The 19,006-nt window shown below is 60.1% G+C and carries 15 protein-coding genes; 7 read left to right on the top strand and 8 right to left on the bottom strand.

Features of this window, described 5'->3' with window-relative positions:
* The first annotated feature begins 45 nt into the window (after positions 1-45).
* Genes IAE27_RS11810 through IAE27_RS11795 form a run of 4 tightly spaced genes read left to right on the top strand, consistent with a single transcriptional unit; the run spans position 46 to position 3,789 of the window.
* Entirely contained in the window at positions 46-963 is a 918-nt protein-coding gene (locus tag IAE27_RS11810) for an ABC transporter substrate-binding protein (RefSeq protein ID WP_004114076.1), read from the top strand.
* 7 nt (positions 964-970) lie between these two features.
* Positions 971-2,128 carry an ABC transporter permease gene (locus tag IAE27_RS11805; RefSeq protein WP_004103843.1) on the top strand — a complete coding sequence of 386 codons (1,158 nt, stop codon included), beginning with the start codon at positions 971-973 and terminating at the stop codon, positions 2,126-2,128.
* The gene (locus IAE27_RS11800; RefSeq protein WP_023321327.1) at positions 2,121-3,068 is read left to right on the top strand and encodes an ABC transporter ATP-binding protein; all 948 of its coding nucleotides are present in this window, start codon (positions 2,121-2,123) and stop codon (positions 3,066-3,068) included. Before IAE27_RS11805 ends, IAE27_RS11800 begins: the two co-directional genes overlap by 8 nt.
* Complete coding sequence (locus IAE27_RS11795) at positions 3,052-3,789, top strand: ABC transporter permease (RefSeq protein WP_200092463.1); 738 nt, start codon at positions 3,052-3,054, stop codon at positions 3,787-3,789. Before IAE27_RS11800 ends, IAE27_RS11795 begins: the two co-directional genes overlap by 17 nt.
* Here IAE27_RS11795 and IAE27_RS11790 read toward each other — a convergent pair.
* Both IAE27_RS11790 and IAE27_RS11785 read right to left on the bottom strand, forming a co-directional pair.
* Positions 3,764-3,877 carry a protein YohO gene (locus tag IAE27_RS11790; RefSeq protein ID WP_004103838.1) on the bottom strand — a complete coding sequence of 38 codons (114 nt, stop codon included), beginning with the start codon at positions 3,875-3,877 and terminating at the stop codon, positions 3,764-3,766. The genes IAE27_RS11795 and IAE27_RS11790 overlap by 26 nt on opposite strands.
* Before the next feature lie 281 nt (positions 3,878-4,158).
* Positions 4,159-4,917, bottom strand: coding sequence for a MerR family transcriptional regulator (locus IAE27_RS11785; protein WP_064396299.1), 759 nt, complete (start codon positions 4,915-4,917; stop codon positions 4,159-4,161).
* A gap of 210 nt (positions 4,918-5,127) precedes the next feature.
* Between IAE27_RS11785 and IAE27_RS11780 the strand changes: the two genes are divergently transcribed.
* From IAE27_RS11780 to IAE27_RS11770, 3 genes are read left to right on the top strand one after another with little or no spacing between them, the layout of a single operon-like run.
* Positions 5,128-6,816 (top strand): sensor histidine kinase, encoded by a 1,689-nt coding sequence (locus IAE27_RS11780; protein ID WP_004103831.1) that lies wholly within the window; start codon positions 5,128-5,130, stop codon positions 6,814-6,816.
* A complete protein-coding gene (gene btsR / locus IAE27_RS11775; protein WP_004103829.1) occupies positions 6,810-7,529 on the top strand; it encodes a two-component system response regulator BtsR in 720 nt (239 codons plus the stop codon). Before IAE27_RS11780 ends, btsR begins: the two co-directional genes overlap by 7 nt.
* Before the next feature lie 53 nt (positions 7,530-7,582).
* Positions 7,583-8,050: a DUF1456 family protein gene (locus tag IAE27_RS11770; protein ID WP_004103827.1), complete on the top strand. Its 468-nt coding sequence runs from the start codon at positions 7,583-7,585 to the stop codon at positions 8,048-8,050.
* 124 nt (positions 8,051-8,174) lie between these two features.
* Here IAE27_RS11770 and IAE27_RS11765 read toward each other — a convergent pair whose 3' ends face one another.
* From IAE27_RS11765 to IAE27_RS11740, 6 genes are all read right to left on the bottom strand, one after another.
* The gene (locus IAE27_RS11765) at positions 8,175-8,636 is read right to left on the bottom strand and encodes a YehR family lipoprotein (protein ID WP_070556023.1); all 462 of its coding nucleotides are present in this window, start codon (positions 8,634-8,636) and stop codon (positions 8,175-8,177) included.
* A gap of 12 nt (positions 8,637-8,648) precedes the next feature.
* Positions 8,649-10,655, bottom strand: coding sequence for an SWIM zinc finger family protein (locus tag IAE27_RS11760; RefSeq protein WP_200092461.1), 2,007 nt, complete (start codon positions 10,653-10,655; stop codon positions 8,649-8,651).
* The gene (locus IAE27_RS11755) at positions 10,652-11,788 is read right to left on the bottom strand and encodes a vWA domain-containing protein (RefSeq protein WP_070556028.1); all 1,137 of its coding nucleotides are present in this window, start codon (positions 11,786-11,788) and stop codon (positions 10,652-10,654) included. Before IAE27_RS11755 ends, IAE27_RS11760 begins: the two co-directional genes overlap by 4 nt.
* Positions 11,788-14,073, bottom strand: coding sequence for a DUF5682 family protein (locus IAE27_RS11750; protein WP_196550176.1), 2,286 nt, complete (start codon positions 14,071-14,073; stop codon positions 11,788-11,790). Before IAE27_RS11750 ends, IAE27_RS11755 begins: the two co-directional genes overlap by 1 nt.
* Before the next feature lie 10 nt (positions 14,074-14,083).
* Positions 14,084-15,172, bottom strand: coding sequence for an ATP-binding protein (locus IAE27_RS11745; RefSeq protein ID WP_200092459.1), 1,089 nt, complete (start codon positions 15,170-15,172; stop codon positions 14,084-14,086).
* Between the two features lie 230 nt (positions 15,173-15,402).
* Positions 15,403-18,996, bottom strand: a complete 3,594-nt coding sequence (locus tag IAE27_RS11740) for a DUF4132 domain-containing protein (RefSeq protein WP_200092457.1) — start codon at positions 18,994-18,996, stop codon at positions 15,403-15,405.
* Between the last annotated feature and the right edge of the window lie 10 nt (positions 18,997-19,006).

The following is a 19,006-nucleotide window of genomic DNA, read 5'->3' as shown; positions in this document are numbered from 1 at the left end:
CTTAAGCTCCTGTTAATGGAGCGCAAATTAAAGAGGGACGCGAGAATGATAAAGGCAAGTATGTGGTCCGGCACGCTGGCGCTGGCGGCCCTGATAAGTCTGCCGTTGCAGGCGGCGGAGCCGGTTAAAGTCGGCTCAAAAATCGATACCGAAGGGGCGCTGCTCGGCAATATTATTTTGCAGGTGCTGGAAAGCCACGGAGTGAAAACCGTCAATAAAATCCAGCTCGGCACCACGCCGGTGGTGCGCGGAGCGATAACCGCTGGTGAACTGGATATCTATCCGGAATATACCGGTAACGGCGCCTTCTTCTTTAAAGCGGAGAACGACCCGGCGTGGAAAAACGCGCAGCAGGGCTACGAGAAAGTCAAAAAGCTGGACGCGGAAAAGAATAAGCTCGTGTGGCTTACTCCGGCTCCGGCCAACAACACCTGGACCATCGCCGTTCGTCAGGATTTGGCGGAAAAAAATAACCTCGCCTCGTTAAGCGACCTTGCCGGCTATCTGCAAAAGGGCGGTGACTTTAAGCTGGCCGCTTCGGCGGAATTTATTGAACGGCCGGATGCGCTGCCGGCATTTGAAAAAGCCTACGACTTTACGCTCAAACAGAACCAGCTGCTGTCGCTGGCGGGCGGCGATACGGCGGTCACCATTAAAGCGGCGGCGCAGCAGACCTCCGGCGTAAATGCGGCGATGGCCTACGGCACCGATGGCCCGGTCGCCGCGCTGGGCCTGCAAACCCTGAGCGACCCGAAGGGCGTGCAGCCAATTTACGCCCCGGCCCCGGTCGTGCGTGAAGCGGTGCTGAAAGAATACCCGCAGATAGCCGACTGGCTACAGCCGGTCTTTGCCAGCCTGGATGAAAAGACCCTGCAAAAGCTGAACGCCAGTATTGCGGTAGAGGGCCTGGATGCGAAGAAAGTCGCCGCCGACTATCTGCAACAAAAAGGGCTGCTGAAGTAGAGTTCGCGTGACGATTCGTTGCTGTAACCGCGTTGCGCTGCTGCTGGCATTATTACTGCTGCTGGCGATGGCGCTGCCGTTTATCAATTATGCGCCTAACCGGCTGTTATCCGGCGAGGGACGCTGGCTATGGCAGGTCTGGCCATGGCTGGCGGGCGTGCAGGCGGGGGCGGCGCTGTTCATCGCGCTGCTGTGCTGGCGGCCGGGGCGCTTCCCGCTGCTGGTCATCTTCCTGCTGGCGGATCTGCTGCTGCCTGCGCTGCTTTGGGGGGCCGGCGGGGCGGCGGTGCAGCTGGCGCAGAACGGTTCGTCGCTGGCCCGTACCTCGCCGGGCAGCGGCCTGTGGCTGGCGCTGGCGCTCTGTCTGCTTATCGCCAGCGATGCCGTTCGCCGTCTGACTTCCCGTGCCCTGTGGCGCTGGTTGCTCAATGCGCAAATCTGGCTGCTGCCCGCGCTGCTGCTGGGACTGGGGAGCCTCGATGAACTCTCTCTGCTGAAAGAGTATTTCAATCGCCGGGAAGTGTTTGACGATGCGCTGTCGCAGCATGTGACTCTGCTGCTCGGTACCCTGCTGCCGGGGCTGCTGATTGGGCTGCCCATTGGCGTTTGGCTCTGGCGCTTCCCTCGCTGGCAATCGCCGGTTTTTGCGGTTCTCAATGTGATTCAGACCGTTCCCTCCGTGGCGCTGTTCGGCCTGCTTATTGCGCCGCTGGCGGGGCTGGCGCGCCAGTTTCCTTCGCTTGCCCAGCTCGGCGTTTCCGGAACCGGCATTACGCCTGCGCTGATTGCGCTGGTGCTGTATGCGCTGTTGCCGCTGGTACGCGGGGTGACGGTCGGCCTGCAGCAGGTTCCGCGTGAAGCGCTGGAGAGCGCGGTGGCGATGGGGATGAGCGGCGGACAGCGGTTTCGTCAGGTACAGCTGCCGCTGGCATTGCCCGTATTGTTGCGCAGCCTGCGGGTGGTTAGCGTACAAACCGTCGGTATGGCGGTCGTCGCAGCGCTGATTGGCGCAGGCGGCTTTGGCGCGCTGGTTTTCCAGGGCCTACTCAGCAGCGCGCTGGATCTGGTGCTGCTTGGGGTGATCCCGACCATCGCGCTGGCGGTGGTGGTGGATGCGCTATTCGCGCTGTGGGGCGCATTACTCAAAGGAGAGGTCCGTGATTGAGTTCGACGGCGTCAATAAAGCCTTTGCCGGACAGCCTGCGGTGAAAAACCTCAATCTGCATCTGCGCGAGGGGGCATTTTCGGTGCTGATTGGCACCTCAGGTTCGGGGAAATCGACCACGCTGAAGATGATCAATCGCCTGGTGGAGCATGATAGCGGGACGATCCGTTTCGCCGGGCAGGATATCCGCCAGCAGCCGGTGCTCGAACTGCGCCGCAGAATGGGCTACGCCATCCAGTCCATCGGCCTGTTTCCCCACTGGACGGTGGCGCAAAACATTGCCACCGTTCCGCAGCTGCAAAAGTGGTCGCGGCAAAAAACGCAGGCGCGGGTTGATGAATTGATGGCCTTGCTGGGGCTCGAGCCGGTGCTGCGCGAACGTTATCCCCATCAGCTTTCCGGCGGCCAGCAGCAGCGCGTCGGCGTGGCGCGCGCGCTGGCGGCGAATCCGCAGGTGTTGCTCATGGACGAACCCTTTGGCGCGCTCGATCCGGTGACGCGGGAAGCTCTGCAACAGGAGATGATCCGCATTCATCGCCTGCTGGGACGCACGATTGTGCTGGTGACCCACGATATCGATGAGGCGCTGCGGCTGGCGGATCATCTGGTGTTGATGGACGGCGGCGAAGTAGTGCAGCAGGGCGAGCCGCTGCAGATGCTGCTGGAGCCAAAAAATACCTTTGTGCAGACCTTCTTTGGCCGCAGCGAACTGGGCGTGCGCCTGCTGTCGCTGCGCGGCGTGAGTGATTATCTGCGCCGCGATGAGCGCCTGGCGGGAGATGCGTTAAACGTGGCGATGACCCTGCGCGAGGCGCTATCGCAGTTTATTGCTCATCGCTGCGAGGTATTGCCGGTAGTGGATGAGCGGGGAGAGTCCTGCGGGACGTTGCATTTTGCCGACCTGCTGCGCGAGGAGGCCCGGCGTGAAGGTGCTACGTGATCCGCTGCTGTGGCTGAGCGCAATGTTTGTCGCGCTGCTGCTGGCGTTGTCCTACAGCGCGCCGCTATTCAGCGCGCTGTTTCCCGAGCTGCCGCGCCCGGTTTATCAGCAGGAGAGTTTTATTTCGCTGACCCTGGCGCACTGTTGGCTGGTGGCACTCTCCAGCCTCGCGGCTACGGTGGTGGGCGTCGGGGCAGGGATTGCGGTCACCCGGCCTTCCGGCCATGAGTTTCGCCCCCTGGTAGAGACGATCGCCGCGATGGGACAGACGTTTCCACCGGTTGCGGTGCTGGCGATTGCGGTTCCGGTGATGGGATTCGGCTGGCAGCCCGCGCTGATCGCGCTGGCGCTGTACGGCATATTGCCGGTTTTACAGGGTACGCTGGCGGGATTGGGGGCGGTACCGTCCGGCGTATTATCTATCGCTCAGGGGATGGGAATGACCGGCTGGCAGAGATTGATAAAGGTGGAGCTGCCGCTGGCGGCGCCGGTGATGCTCGCCGGCATTCGTACCTCGACCATCGTGAATATGGGGACGGCGACCATTGCGTCAACCGTCGGCGCGAATACGCTCGGCACGCCGATTGTTATCGGCCTGAGCGGATTTAATACCGCTTATGTCATTCAGGGGGCGCTGCTGGTGGCGCTGGCAGCAATTATCGTCGATCGCGGCTTTGAACGGCTGACCCGGCTAATCAGCCGACACCGCCGCGAACAATAAATGAATAGCCGGCCAGCATCACGCCGCCAATGCCGCTGATGGCCATAAATAAGAACAGAGTAATAACCGCAATTTTCGCTGGCTTCATAATAGGCTCCTGATGTTAACGCAAGGATTATACGGTGAAGCGCAGGTGTTAATGAAACATTAATTGCGGTTTAGCTACGACAGCCCCCCGGCTTGCGCTGCGCTTAGCCGGGCCACGGTTCATCACCGTCTGCGGGCCGGTAGCCCGGGCAAGGCGTTTACGCCGCAACCCGGGGAATGTGCCGTGATGTGGTATTGCTGGGGCTTCTTCCCGGCTTGCGCTGCGCTTAGCCGGGCTACCGGGCCACAGATTGCCGGTAACCCGTAGCCCGGACAGGCGCCTCAGGCGCCGCCTCCGGGAGACGTTGCGGTCGCGTGATTCAGCCAGATAATCTGGCCCTGCTGCTCCCATTGACGCATTTGATTCACCTGGGCGCTACAGGGCGCCTCTCCGCACCAGACCATTAGCGTACTGTCGGGGAAAAGCTCCGGTCGGATCTGGTTCAGCGAATGGGCGAGAATATCCACCCGCCAGCCCTGTTCGCTGGCTATCCAGCCCTCCAGCCATAGCCGGGTGATATCGTTCACATTCCAGCCCATAATCAGCGCATGGTCGCCGGGATATTTTGCCGTCGAGGACAGGCATCGGGCGATATGATTAATCAGAATGCCGTCCAGGATGCCCCGCATTGCCAGCAACGTTGGCTGCGGGCTGAGCAGGCGCTGGCGTAAGGGGTTGATCAGGTGCTTCACCAGGGTTTGCGCAGAGTCGGTGTGGTTGCGCTCCTTCAGCCACATCCGCAGGCGATGATAACTTCCGTTTTGCAGATAGCCGAGCAGCATCTCCTGCCGATCGCACCAGCCGTCGACCCTCTCCTGCTCATTATCCATCAGCAGCGTTTTCACTTTCCCGACCTGCACGCCGGAGTCAATCCAGCGTTTGATTTCGCGAATACGGTCTATCTCATATTCATTAAACAGGCGGTGGCCGCCGTCGGTACGCTGAGGTTTCAGTAATCCGTAGCGCCGCTGCCAGGCGCGTAACGTCACGGGATTGATATCGCAAAGCTGGGCAACTTCGCCAATTGTATAAAGCGCCATTTTCTCCTCCCGCTGTGTTCTCCTCTATTAACTGTAGAAGCTGTTTGCCGAAGCGGAGATTTTTGTCTGTTTTTTGTACAAAAACGGATCGTCGAGGCGCTAAGAAGTGTGATCCTGAACATGAATTATCATTTTCATGTATTGCTTCAAAGAAAGTTATACGCAAGCAGTGTATGTTACGCGCTTTCAAATGAAGTGTGGTCTGCGGGTATGTACGAGTTTGATCTGGTGTTGCTGCTGCTTCAGCAGATGTGCGTGTTTTTGGTCATCGCGTGGCTGATGAGCAAAACGCGTCTGTTCATCCCGTTAATGCAGGTCACCGTCCGTTTGCCGCATAAGCTCTTGTGCTACGTAACCTTCTCTATTTTCTGCATCCTCGGCACCTACTTTGGCCTGCATATCGAAGATTCGATCGCCAATACGCGAGCCATCGGCGCGGTGATGGGCGGCCTGCTAGGCGGGCCGGTGGTCGGCGGCCTGGTGGGACTGACCGGCGGCCTTCATCGCTACTCGCTGGGCGGCATGACCGCGCTGAGCTGTATGGTTTCCACCATCGTTGAAGGACTGCTCGGCGGGCTGGTGCACAGCATTCTGGTTAAACGCGGGCGACCGGATAAAGTCTTCAGCCCGCTCACGGCCGGTGCGATTACCTTTTTTGCTGAAATGGTGCAGATGTTGATCATTTTGCTGATCGCTCGCCCGTTCGAAGATGCCCTGCATCTGGTACAAAGCATCGCTGCCCCCATGATGGTGACTAATACCGTCGGGGCGGCGCTGTTTATGCGTATCCTGCTGGATAAGCGGGCGATGTTTGAAAAATATACCTCGGCTTTCTCGGCCACCGCGCTGAAGGTGGCGGCGTCGACGGAGGGGATCCTGCGCCAGGGGTTTAACGAAGAGAACAGCATGAAGGTCGCGCAGGTACTGATCCAGGAGCTGGATATCGGCGCGGTGGCGATCACCGATCGCGACAAGCTGCTGGCGTTTACCGGGATCGGTGACGATCACCATCTGCCCGGTAAGCCTATTTCTTCGCTCTATACCCAAAAGGCGATCGATACCGGCGAGGTGGTCTATGCCGACGGTAACGAGGTGCCCTACCGCTGCTCGATTCATCCTAACTGTAAGCTGGGCTCCACGCTGGTTATTCCGCTGCGCGGCGAGAATCAGCGGGTGATTGGCACGATAAAACTTTATGAAGCGAAAAACCGCCTGTTCAGCTCCATCAACCGCACGCTGGGGGAGGGGATTGCCCAGCTGTTATCCGCGCAGATCCTGGCCGGACAGTATGAGCGGCAAAAGGCGTTGCTAACGCAGTCGGAAATCAAGCTGCTGCACGCCCAGGTGAATCCGCACTTCCTGTTCAACGCGCTGAATACCCTGAAAGCGGTGATTCGCCGCGATAGCGACCAGGCGGGGCAACTGGTGCAGTATCTGTCGACCTTTTTCCGCAAAAACCTGAAACGGCCAGCGGAGATCGTGACCCTGGCGGATGAGATCGAACATGTAAACGCCTATTTGCAGATTGAGAAAGCGCGCTTTCAGGCCAACCTACAGATCCACATGCTGGTGCCGGAAGCGTTGGCCCAGCATCAACTGCCGGCTTTTACCCTACAGCCGATAGTCGAAAACGCCATTAAGCACGGGACTTCGCAGCACCTTGGGGTGGGGGAAATCACCATTCGCGCCAGCCAGTACCAGCGCTGGCTGCAGCTGGATATTGAAGATAACGCCGGGTTATATCAGGACAAACCCAGCGCCAGCGGACTGGGCATGAATCTGGTTGATCGCCGTCTGCGGGCGCGCTTCGGCGCCGATTGCGGGATCACCGTCACCTGCGAGCCGGAATGTTTTACCCGCGTCACGCTGAGACTGCCTCTGGAGGAAAACGCATGTTAAAAGTATTAATTGTCGACGACGAGCCGCTGGCGCGTGAAAACCTGCGTATTTTGCTGGAGACCCAGCCGGATATCGAGATTGTGGGCGAATGCGGAAATGCCGTAGAGGCGATTGGCGCGGTACATAAGCTGCACCCGGACGTGCTGTTTCTGGATATCCAGATGCCGCGTATCAGCGGCCTGGAGATGGTTGGCATGCTTGACCCGGAGCATCGGCCCTATATCGTCTTTCTCACCGCATTTGACGAGTACGCGGTGAAAGCCTTTGAAGAGCACGCGTTTGATTATTTGCTGAAGCCAATAGAGTCCGCCAGGCTGGAAAAAACGCTGGCTCGACTGCGCCAGGAGCGCAGCCTGCAGGATATGACCGCCCTCGACGATACCCAGCAGGCGCTAAAGTATATTCCCTGCACCGGCCACAGCCGCATCTGGCTACTGCAGATGGAAGACGTGGCCTTCGTCAGCAGCCGGATGAGCGGGATTTACGTGACCGACCGCGAAGGAAAGGAGGGTTTTACCGAGCTCACCTTACGCACCCTCGAGAGCCGAACGCCGCTGCTGCGCTGCCATCGCCAGTACCTGGTTAACATGTCCCATCTCAAGGAGATCCGCTTTGAGGAAAACGGCCAGGCGGAGCTGCTGATGCGAGCCGGGCAAACGGTGCCGGTGAGCCGCCGTTATCTGAAAAGCCTGAAAGAGGCGATTGGTCTGTAAAACGGCGGAATCGTGATAAACTGTGCGGCAGAATTTTTCATCATGAAGGCAATATGATCAGTAACGATATTCTCCGTAGCCTGCGCTACACCCTGAAAACCAATAACAGCGGCCTGGTACGTATTTTTGCGCTGGCGGATGCGCCGGTCAGCGCCGAACAGCTGGTACCCTGGCTGAAAAAAGAAGACGAAGAGGGGTTTGTGCGCTGCCCGGATGTCGTGCTGTCGAATTTTCTCAACGGCCTGATTTACGACAAACGCGGTAAAGATGCGTCGGCGCCGCCGCTGGCGGTCGAACGCCGGGTGAATAATAATATCGTGCTGAAAAAACTGCGTATTGCCTTTTCCCTGAAGACGGATGACATTCTCGCTATCCTCACTCAGCAGAAATTCCGCGTCTCGATGCCGGAAATCACCGCCATGATGCGCGCTCCGGAGCATAAAAACTTCCGCGAATGCGGCGACCAGTTTCTGCGCTACTTCCTGCGCGGGCTGACCGAGCGCGAACACGCGAAATCCTGATATGCCTCCCCGGCTTGCGGCGTTAACGCCAGAGCCGGGCTCCCCGAATGTACGGCCCTGTAGCCTGACCGGGGTAGCCCGGCTAAGCGTAGCGTAAGCCGGGAGTTCTCCGCGCCAGTCTGGGTTATTTCACTTCTTTAAAACCCTGTGATTTCAACATTTTTTCCGACTCGCTCAGCGAAATAAACTTTTGGGAACAGTCGGTAAAGCTGGCCCCGGGTAATTGACACAGCTCGCTGATTTTAGCCTGATTAAAGTCGATGGAGAGGTGTTCCTGCGCGGCGCTCTCTTTATAGTCGACGCTGTGGGTGACGCCTTTGATTTTGCTGTAGGCCACGCCGATAGGATCGATGATCTTGCGCGCCTGCTCTTCGTTACTCACCCCGAGTGATGTATAGGGAATAGTATTCTCCGCGTCCTGGCGGGTAACGACATCGTCTTTGTAGTGATAGGTGTAGGTCAGGTCTACGCCGTTTATCGTGTTGTGAAACGTCTTGACCTCATCTTTGTTGCTATCGCAGCCGACGAGCGCGGCCATCATTAACGTTGCGCCCAGAGCGGCGGTAATCCTGCGGTTAAATTTCATTATCATTCCTTGTTAATCAATCATCATCTCTAATTGTATACAGAGTTGGGCGATAGCGCTGAGCGTATCCTCGGAAGTCGCCGTTTCGCGCTCGGCCAACTGGTGGAGCAGGCGCGCGAGATGATTAAATCCGCCGTTGGTTAAATCGTCGCTCAGCGTCATCGCTTCGCGAAAAAGGCCCTTTTGCTGATAGCGCAGGCCGTTGCGCATAATCTGGATCAGCAGCGCCCGGGTGCGCTGCAACAGCGTCAGGGCCAGCGACCGCGGCGGCAGGATATCGCCGGCAGGCAGTGGCCCAACGGGAAGCGGTTCCGCGTTCAGCGCCCAGCTGCGGGTGCGAGTCATCATTACCAGCGGCTCCAGGCTAAGCTGCCCGTGGCTAAAGGTGACCATCCCGGACACCATCACTACCGGATCGTCCGCCTGGCTGAGCAGCGCCGCCATTCGCTCAACGGCATAGGGCGCGCTGGCGGCGGCGGGAAGGGACAGCTGCAAAACGTTGTCTTGCCCTTCGCCGCTGAGAACCTGCGCATCCAGCGTTTGCCGGGCGGCGTCCCATCCGACGGCAAGACAGGCATCCACCGGCAAAATAAACAGATTATCCACCTGATTAAGCGGACGCACCCACGCCGGAGGGCGCTGGCGCAGATACTCATGCAGCGCCGCAACCCCCGGCTGGCGCAGCGGCGCGCTGAGCAAAAGCCAGGCCTCTTCACTGAGCGGAACGTTGCTGCTCAGGCGGTGGCGCGCGCTCAGCAGCAGTTCGCCGCTGGCGTTGCGGCTCGCTGATTGAGTAATTATCTGCCCGCCCGCCAGCGCGCCGGCCTGGAAGCTAAACAGGCGGCGCTGCCACAGCGGGCTTTGCGCCCGTTCCGCCAGCGGCCAGCTGCGCGACAGATGCATAATGCTGCCGGTATCCGGGTCGCTAAACCAGATGCGTAAACCGTAGCGGTGATTATCCTGCCAGCTGCGCATTCCCAGGGAGATAAGTCGCAAATGATCGAGCTGCGCTTCGCCGGCGATACCCTGGCCCACCACGGTGCGCCACGGCAGGGGCGGCGTCTGGTCGGCATCGGCAAGCTGCGCCATTCTGTCGGCGCTCTCAAGGCGGGCGTTAAGTCCTGCCAGCTGGCTGAGAAGCTGTTCAGGATGGTAATGGCTGGCGCGCTGCTGAAGGGCCTCGACGCCTTCGCGAAGCTGAGCAAGTGCGCCGACGACCCAGCGCCAGTTTACCGTCTGCGCCGCGCGCTGTGCCCGGGTGAACGCCGCCTCGAAGCCAATAGGCGGCTGGCTGACGCCGCTTTGCCACAGCAGTTGGCTGAGCTGGCGGAGGCTTTGTCGACAGGCCTCGCCGTCAGGGGTATCAAAGGGCCCTCCGCGGGCGGCGGCCTTGCGGCTGCGCGTTTGCCAGACCAGGTGCGTAAAGCCAGGCTGCTGGGCTTCGGCATCGGTAAAAGCCTGAACCGCCAGCGCCACGTGTTCGCACAGCGAGCCGTCGACGCAGTCGCAGCGGGCAAAACGGATGCTGCTGCGGGAATAAAAACGCACATCGCTCATCGGCAGCTTTGCCGAAGGCGTTTCGTTAGGTCGGCAGAATAGCTCCACCGCGACGCCTTTATCCGCCAGCTGCTGCGCCCGCTTCAGAACGGACTCGGGGAGAGCGGCCAGCTCCGCTTGCCACAGTCCCGGATGCCAGCGTTCGCCGCTCTCCGGTTCCCCTTCGGGACGCTCATCACCGGTATTGGCGCGCTGGTAGCTGAGGATCAGCATCACGCGATGACGACACATGCCGCTGGCGCCGCAGGTACAGCTGGATTCTTTGAGCGCCTGGCCTTTTGCCAGCCGGGTGCGGGTGCCGTCGTGAAATACGGCGGTCAGGGTGCCGTCTTCATCCTGCGCAAGCTCGGGGATATTGCCGTTATCCAGCTCTTTCTGGCTGCGTTTTACGAATCCGGCGTTGCTTAGCGCCATGAGCGCCTGTGGGGTGAGTTCCAGTAATTCGGGGCGTAAAGGCATCATGATTGTAAATTCTCCGCCAGCCAGGAGGCCAGTTCGCCGGGCGTCATGGCGGCGATTTGCGCCCCGACGTTAACCAGCGCCTGGGCCATATCGTGGTCATAACAGGGGGATGCCGAACTGTCTAACGCCGCCAGCCCGAGGACTTTAGCGCCGCTTTGCACGCTCAGCTTGACCTGATTAATCAGTAGCGAGTTCGCCCCGCCTTCGAAAAAGTCGCTCACCAGCACGATGACGCTTTTTTGCGGTTGTTCAATCAGCTGTCGCGCATATTCAACGGCCTGGGCGATATTGGTCCCGCCGCCGAGCTGAACTTTCATCAGCAGCTCTACCGGGTCGGCAACGTCGTCCGTGAGATCCACCACGCTGGTATCAAACGCCACGAGGTGCGTACGAATGCCGGGCAGCTGCCATAAGCAGGCCGCCATAACCGCCGAATGGATAACGGAATCCACCATCGAACCGCTCTGATCGACCAGCAAAATCAGCTGCCATTTTTCGCTGTGGCGTTTAATACGGCTGATAAACTTAGGCGATTCAATGTACAGCTTGCTGCGCTGCGGGTCCCAGTGCTTGAGGTTGGCGCGCAGGGTATTTTTGAAGTCGAAGTTGCGCGCCAGCGGGATACGCGAGGGGCGGCGCCGATCGCGCGCGCCGGAAAAAGCCTGGCGCACCTCTGTCGCCAGCCGGGCCATAATTTGCTCTACCACCTGGCGCACCAGCTTGCGGGCGGCGTTCAGCACGTCTGGATTCATCAGATGTTTAGTATGCAGTACCGCTCGCAGCAGGCTTTCGGAAGGCTCGATACGTTCAAGCACTTCCAGATTGGTCACCACCTCATCGATGCCGTAGCGCAGTACCGCATCGCTCTCCAGCCGCTCGATAACCGGCTGCGGAAAAAGCGAGTGGATAGCGTTGATCCATTCCGGCGTCGTCAGGCTGGAATCCTCCAGTCCACCCTGGCGCTCGCCTCGCCGTAGTCGCTCCGGATCGCGGCCGTAGAGCCACTCCAGCGCATGGTCTACCTGACGGGCATGCTCATCGAGGCCGCCGAGGCTGTTTTCGGCGGCCTCGCCCAGAATCAGCCGCCAGCGCTGGAGCTCCTGGGTTGTCAGAATATCGGATAACCTGTTCATTAGCGTACTCCCCAATGGCGTAGCGCGGCCAGCGCCTGCTGTTCCAGCTGCTGATGATAGAGTAACTGCTCCGGCGAGCAGGCAACCGGCGCCTGTAGCGCAGAGGTCGGTAGCATGGACATGTGATAGTGATCGAGCACCTGGCGGGCCAGCTCGCCGCGTTCCCGAGGCGGCAGCCACGCCATCGCCGCCCGCAGATCCGGCAGCGCGAGAATAAACTCATCGTCCGCCAGCCGGGCGAGCAGCGCGCTGAATCCCGCGATAAAAGCGGGCTGACAGGCGAGCTGATGGCGCGCCAGCGCCAGCATACCGTGGACCGCTTCTCCCAGACGCTGCGGAGAGAGCTGCGTCAGCAGGGTCAGCGCTGCTTCAGCGGTTGCCGTGGGATGCTCAAGACGAATCAGCGCGCCGAGCGCCGCGCCGCGGTCGAGCGGTGCGGCATCTGCGGCGTGAATTCGCCGTTCAAGCAGCGCCAGGGCGGCGCTGAGCGAAACTCCCGGTAAAACGCTGCCGCTGTGGAGATCGCGCAGGATGTGGCACAGGGTGCGCCAGCTATGCAGATGGGCGTGAAACTGCTGCTCTTCGGCAACGCCGCTGGATTCGCAAAGCCACAGCGTCCGGTCAAGCGCCGCGCAAAGCGTGATTTCCAGCACCGCGGCGTTTTGCATACCGCTGCTCTCATCTTGCTGCCAGAGGGCGTAAAGCACCTCCAGCGCTGGCCCCATTTCGGCAAACTGGCTCTCTTCGGCAATCAGCTGCGCCAGCTGTTCCAGCATCTGCTGGCTGAAGGTAGAGAGCCCCGCCAGCGCGGCCTGATTCAGGCTGGCGGCTAGGCTTTTGATCCCCCCGGAGGCCAGAATAGCCGCTTCCAGCCGCTGGCGCGCGGCCTCCGCCAGGGAAGCGCCGTAGCGGGAGGCCTCGATCAGGACCGCGTGCTGCTCCAGGGTTGGAAACAGTCGCCAGCGCTCTTCGCCATCGCCGGAAAGCGTCACCGCGCTGCCCGTTTGCTGCTGGAAACCGGGAATGTCGAGGATGGCCAACCGGTGTAAGACCTGACTTTTTGCTAATCCCTCGGGCGTATAGCGATTGATGTTCAGGTTTGCCGGTACGGCGATCCCGACGCGCGCCAGCTCGCGATCGACGTCCTGCGGCAGCGGCGGCAGCGGCGTTCCCTGAGCGAGCTTGCCGAAACCGGCTCCCGCCAGCGCATCCACGATGGTCAGCAGAATCGGATCGGTTTGCGGATGAATCACGCCGCGATAGCTCCACGGTAGCGGGGCATTGAGCGCTTCTTTGATTAACGAGCCCGCCAGCGCGTCAAGCCAGTCGCAGCGCAGCGGCTGGGTATGGCCGCGTATCTGCGCCAGCGCCATTGCGCGCAGGTGGGCGGCAGCGAAATCGGCCGTTGAGGCGGGAAGGCGATGCTGGCGCAGGCGGGCAAGGAAAGTTTTCAGCAGCCGTTCCCCGGCCTGACGCAGGCCCAACTGCCAGCACCAATTTTGCCAGACCGGCGCCGGCATCCCGGAAAGATAGCCCGCCAGAACGTCCAGCCGCTTTTCGCTGTAGGGGGTGAGGTAGCAGCCGGTGACGGCGTCGGGCGTCGGTGGTGGCGGGGATTCAGGTTCCTGCGCTGGCGCCCGGCAATTCCGCCACAGGGCTGCCAGCGCCGGGGCGTGCCAGCCGCCGCAGACCACCACGACCGGGCCGTCATTTTGCTGCATGGCCCATGCCACCCAGCGGGCCATCCAGGCTTCCCGCTGCCGGCTGTTTTCCCCGCCGCTGCTATCGCCGCGCAGCTGGATAAAGTACGTTTTCAGCGCCTGCTCCAGACCGGCGCGCTGGGTTTCATCTTCGAACAGATGGTCCCACAGCGCGTCAGTATTCTCCATTCCGCTGGCGGCAAACAGGCGCTGCTGGTCATCGGCGCGGCGAGCGTCAGAGGCATCGCTGTCATCCTCTCTTTGCGCCCAGACCGGTAAATCGATAAAGCGAATATGCGCGCCCGTCGCCCGGGCGCTCAGCAGCGCCTGCCACTCGGGGGAGAATTCGGCAAACGGCGTCCAGGCACCGCGTCCCGCCGCGCCGCCCTCCTGAGACTGGCAGTAGCTGTAGATGGCGATGGGCAATTGATGAGGTAAAAACAGCTCATCCAGGCGCTGATTAAAGTCCACCGGCCCTTCAATCAGAACGTAGCGCGGACGCGTTTGTTCGATGCGTTCTTTTACCAGCCTGGCGCAGGCCGGGCTGTGGTGTCGAACGCCGATAATTAACGGCTGCTCTGGCATGCGTGTTCCCTCACGGCAGGCGGTGGCGGGCCTGATAATAGGCCTGCCAGTGGGCTTCTTTATGCGTACCGACGCGCTGCTCAAAATAGCGGCGCAGGCGGGCGCGGTCGTCCTCGTTATCTTTGACGATTGTACCGGCGATGCAGTCTACCAGGTCGGCGGGCTCTCCGGCGCGAGCGGCCAGAAACCAGGCACGTACGCCGACGGCGTGGGCGACGTTAACCGCTTCGGCGGTGGACATAATCGCGTTGAGAGTATCCATTGAGGTTTTCTTTCCGCCCTCGGCGCGCAGATCGCGGAAGGTCTGGACCAGCAGTTCCAGTACGGCATCGGGCACTTTATGCGGAATGCCGCTAAGCGCCAGCAGGCGCGCCGACGCGTTAGCCACCAGCTCCAGCTCCTGCTGAAAATCCATGATTGGAAAGACGGTTTCGAAGTCGAAGCGACGTTTAAGCGCCGCGCTCATTTCGTTGACCCCGCGATCGCGGGTATTGGCGGTCGCAATGATATTAAACCCGGCGCGGGCATAGAGCAGGCTATCCTCACCGCTCAGCTCCGGGATCGCCATTACCCGGTCGGAAAGCATCCCCAGCAGGCAGTCCTGAACCTCCAGCGGCGTGCGGGTTATCTCTTCGAAGCGGACGATTTTCCCGTCGCGCATGCCTTGATACAGCGGTGCGGGCACCAGCGCCTGGGTCGAGGGTCCCTGGTTGATCAACAGCGCATAGTTCCAGGCGTACTTGATTTGATCTTCGGTAATCGACGCGCCGCCCTGAATGGTGAGCCCGGCATCGCCGCAGACGGCGGTGGCCAGCAGCTCTGAGAGCAGCGATTTTGCCGTGCCCGGCTCACCGACCAGCATCAGGCCGCGTCCGGTCGCCAGCGTGACCAGCATCCGCTCGACGGCGGCGGGGCTGATAACCACTTTACGGCTGATGTCGCGAGCGCTATCGCCGAGGATAAACGCGCGCGCCGCAGGCAGGCTTAACTGCCAGCCGGGCGGGCAGGGGAAAGGGTCATTCTGTTGCAGCCGCGCGAGTTCATCGGCGTAGAGCACGGCGGCTGAGGGGCGCTGAAGATGTTTTTCCTGTTGTATCATCGTTTCTTCCTTAAAGAGACAGCGGTAATCGTTAGACCTTATTTATGCGCAGCAGATTGCGTGAGGTGCTTTATTTCTGAGCTTGATATATCGGATTATATTTAACGCAACATCTTCCTGCGTATCTTGTAGTTAAAAAGGCACATTAGGTTCGTGGGGCTAAAAAGCCAATATTCGACTCATGCGGTGAGTCGAATATTGTTGCTAATTGACTCACCTCGTTTGTCGCACTAGCGGGAAATAATCTCTATTGTGCTTAGCGCTTCGCTGAGATCCTGAGGATCGAGCCGGGAAAACGCAACGGGTTGTTCGCCGTAATAGAGCGTTATCGCGCCAAACTGCTGAGGAGCTTTAGCGTCTATGCTGTAGTGAACAAATCCCGGCGTGATTTCCAGTATCAGCCGATGCTGAGCAACATCGTAACAGAAATAGCTTTCGCTACCTTGCCACCAGCCCCGGCGGCGGATGCCCAGCAGCTGTCCGCAGGTGGTTGATTTGCCCTGCCAGCGCGTTAGCTTGCTGACTGAAGTTTCTTCCGGCAGCAGCAGAAGAGTATGGCGGGTCAGCTGACGGAACGGCGGCAATAGCTGGTAATCGGCAAAGAGTTGTTCAAACGCCGCCCGCGTCAGGTCGTCCATTTCCAGCGGATGAACGATGCCGAATAGTGTATCTTCCGGCAGCGTGATGGGCTCATCCTGGCCGTCGCAGAACTCTCCCTCGGCCGCGATGCGAAAAGCGGCGAGCAGGCGACGAGGCTCATTAGCGGCGTATACTCCCCATACCAGGCGGCGGGTCACATTGTGGGTCAGCGGGTGGTCGACGAACAGCGACTGAAACTCCGCGCGCGTCCAGCGCCGCGCCAGCCGCAGGGCATTTTCCAGATGCGGTAGCAGGCGTTTCGCCACGCGAGCGGCATCTTTTTTCAATCCTTTCAGCCGGAGCAGCGCTTCCGCGGCTTTTGTCTGGTCATCTTCGGCGCGCAGGCGCGGGAGGCTCTTTTGCCGCGCTCCCTGCTGGTCATAAATTACCGGCTGCAGATTTTCATCAAAGCGCACGCTAAAGCTGCGGGTACCGAAATCAAAGGTCAGCGCACCGGGGTTATCCAGCCCCAGCGTCGGCGTAAGCCGATCCTGCAGCTGCTCTTCGCTCAAATCGCGCGCTTCGGCAATCTCTTGCAGACAACGTTCCGCGCTCTCGCGCAGCGGGCGGGATTTTGCCCGTTGCGAAATATGGTCCAGCTGCAGCAGCGACATATCGCTGCCGATGCGGGTCAGAAGATGCAGGCCGCTGGCGGCGCGGGCAGATTTCCCTTCCTGCGGCCAGGCGAGAATAAGCTGGGTTAAATCACGCACCGTGCTTTCATCGCCAAAGATCCCCAGCGTCTGAAAAGCCCAGTTCTCTTTGCCGGGCGCACCGGCATTCTGCCAGGCTTTGAAGAGATCCCAGGCGAAAGCGGCCAGCGATTGGGGCTGACAGGCGGCTTTGACTAAATCCAGTCCGCAGTAAAAGTGGCCGCCCTGGGCGAAGCGCAGCATATCGCCGAGAATTTCCAGCGCATCGTCGGTCAGCGGCTGGTCGTTGCTGAGAAGCCGCGGCCTGCGCCAGAGCGCGGGCTGCCAGAAATCCGGCGCTTTCGGCGTGCGGGCCGGATAATTATCCAGAGGATCTTGCGTCAGCAGCTGCTCCAGCGCTGGCCATAGCCTCGGTTCGTGCCAGCGTTGCGCCACCGTTTGCAGTAGCGCGTGATGGCCTTCCTGATACAGCAGACGCAGGGCGTTAATGGCCGCTTCGCGGCTATCGCCTGCTTTATCGAACGCCAGCGGAATTAACGCGGCGGCGGCGTGTTCCGGCCATTGCAGTAGCCACTGGCGGGCGAGATGGCTCTGCGCCTGAAAGCGCCGCCAGACGCGGGCCACCGGCAGCGCCAGCTCCGTTGCGCCGAGATGCATCAGCAGCGGAAAGATCTCTTTTGGCCGATGCCGGAGCGCCAGCAGCAGGCCGGACAGGGCGTCAGTCCCGAGGATGCTCAACAGGTATTCAGCGCCGACAAATTTGAAATTTTCTTCATTAATGCGCTGCCAGAGGGTTACCGCCTGCTTGCGGGGGAGTTGCATAAGCAGATAAAGATTCCAGCACTCGTTGGGGTGATAGCTTTCTTCGAGATAGTCTCGCCAGGCTTTGAGAAGCGCTTCGTTATCACCGCTGTGCAGCGCTCTGATAGCGGCTTTATCCCAGCCTGTTTTAGTCCTGTATGCGCTGTGCCACGGCGACCCTAAATGCCCTTGCTGTCCATTCAAAGTATACTGATGAAAGAGATAATCCATATCCTGAAAGCCCAGTTCCTCTAATACCACCTCACCTTTGCGGCTAATGCGCTCATGTAGCGGCAGGTCGTTAAAGAAGCAGGCCGGTTTGCCGGCGGCCAGCGCCTCCCGCTCTCCAGGCTGCCAGTACTCCTGCGGCGCAAGCTTCAGCGGCGATAGCGCAAAACGCGGCGCGGCGGTTTTTTTCTTTTTACTGCGCCACGGCGGCGAGAGCAGAATTTCCGGCAGGCCGGGGTTATCGACGGCCACCGTGACGCCTGCGGGCAGCGCCTGTTGGAACGTCGCCAGAAGTTCCCGCGCCTGCGAGCTTAGCCAGGGACTAACCTGTTCGGCCAGCGGCGGATGCGTATTCAGCAGCGTCCGGAGCAGCATTCGCCAGCTTTCTTCGCGTTTCTTCTGCTGCTGCGGGAGCTTTTTGTCTTCAATTTCAGGATAGCCCGGACGCGCGGGCGGCTCCGGTAGCGCCAGCAGCTCTGCCAGCGCCGCCAGCGTCGAGGCGGGAAATTGTCTGGCATATTTTGCCACGCGCAGCTGGCTGGGCTTGTTTTTATCCGCCACCAGCAGCAGCAGGCGAATAACCTGCGGATGGTTGATTTGCGCCAGCAGGCTACCGCAATCGTCTTTGTGCGCGTAAATCGCCAGCCTGGCGACTGCCGCCAGCCCCTGTTCACGCAAAAGCGCGGCGCAAGCGGCATAGCCGTAGCGGTTTGCAAAATAGCCATCGCTGTCCTGGCGATCGGTAAAAATATCACTCGACCAGGTTTCCTCAAGCTTCGCCAGCACGGCGGGGTCGGTGGCGACGGCTTTAAGCCACTCTTTTGACGACCGCCAGGAGTTGTCAATGCAACGTCCGGCTATTTGATTGGCGATATCCGGCCTTTCCGGCAGCAGCAGGGCGATAAACGGCTGGCGATAAAACGGCGTTTCGACCAGGCCGGCAATAAGCTTTTCGGCGCAGCGTTGCCAGACGACCTCTTCCGCCAGCGACAGATGTTTGCGCAGACGTAGATCGAACTCGCTATAGGTTTCAGAGTGGAGGCCGTAAACATTCTCTTTCTCCGGATGACTGAACACCCATTTGCGCGGCGGGTATTTACTATGGCCCGCCGCGATATTCTGCCGGGCAATCACCACCTCGGTCGCGTACTCGACGCCGTGCAGCTGGACGATTTCATCCAAAAGCGCCGGGCTATCCTCTTCAGCCAGACGAGTCAGCACCGCCAGCGCGCGGGCGGGCATTGCCGCTCTGGCCTCGCCCACGCAGCGCATCGCCTGCGCAATCGCCTGTTGCCACTCAGCAGTACATTGTTCAGCCTCCCACGCGAGGGGCTGACTGCGGGAGGCAATATCGTTCGCCAGCTGTTGAAGTCGTTCCACTTTAACCAGCGGCACCGGCTCGCCCGGCCAGCGGCGATGGCTTAACGGCGTCTTACCTTTTTTAAAGGTCAGCTCCAGCTGCGCGTCATCCGCCAGCCAGGGTGGGGTTAGTGCGTTGTGCATAAACGTTCCT

Source organism: Klebsiella sp. S69 (assembly GCF_016516145.1).
Classification (GTDB): domain Bacteria; phylum Pseudomonadota; class Gammaproteobacteria; order Enterobacterales; family Enterobacteriaceae; genus Klebsiella; species Klebsiella oxytoca.
The sequence above is the reverse complement of the archived record's forward strand: the minus strand, read 5'-3'. Positions and strand labels throughout refer to the sequence as shown.

Bases quoted from the DNA above. Each gene is read 5' to 3' on its own strand.
- IAE27_RS11760 (WP_200092461.1), bottom strand. From the start codon at position 10,655: ATGATGCCTTTACGCCCCGAATTACTGGAACTCACCCCACAGGCGCTC.
- IAE27_RS11785 (WP_064396299.1), bottom strand. From the start codon at position 4,917: ATGGCGCTTTATACAATTGGCGAAGTTGCCCAGCTTTGCGATATCAAT.
- IAE27_RS11765 (WP_070556023.1), bottom strand. From the start codon at position 8,636: ATGAAATTTAACCGCAGGATTACCGCCGCTCTGGGCGCAACGTTAATG.
- IAE27_RS11780 (WP_004103831.1), top strand. From the start codon at position 5,128: ATGTACGAGTTTGATCTGGTGTTGCTGCTGCTTCAGCAGATGTGCGTG.
- IAE27_RS11810 (WP_004114076.1), top strand. From the start codon at position 46: ATGATAAAGGCAAGTATGTGGTCCGGCACGCTGGCGCTGGCGGCCCTG.
- IAE27_RS11770 (WP_004103827.1), top strand. From the start codon at position 7,583: ATGATCAGTAACGATATTCTCCGTAGCCTGCGCTACACCCTGAAAACC.
- IAE27_RS11745 (WP_200092459.1), bottom strand. From the start codon at position 15,172: ATGATACAACAGGAAAAACATCTTCAGCGCCCCTCAGCCGCCGTGCTC.
- IAE27_RS11790 (WP_004103838.1), bottom strand. From the start codon at position 3,877: ATGAAGCCAGCGAAAATTGCGGTTATTACTCTGTTCTTATTTATGGCC.
- IAE27_RS11750 (WP_196550176.1), bottom strand. From the start codon at position 14,073: ATGCCAGAGCAGCCGTTAATTATCGGCGTTCGACACCACAGCCCGGCC.
- btsR (WP_004103829.1), top strand. From the start codon at position 6,810: ATGTTAAAAGTATTAATTGTCGACGACGAGCCGCTGGCGCGTGAAAAC.
- IAE27_RS11740 (WP_200092457.1), bottom strand. From the start codon at position 18,996: ATGCACAACGCACTAACCCCACCCTGGCTGGCGGATGACGCGCAGCTG.
- IAE27_RS11755 (WP_070556028.1), bottom strand. From the start codon at position 11,788: ATGAACAGGTTATCCGATATTCTGACAACCCAGGAGCTCCAGCGCTGG.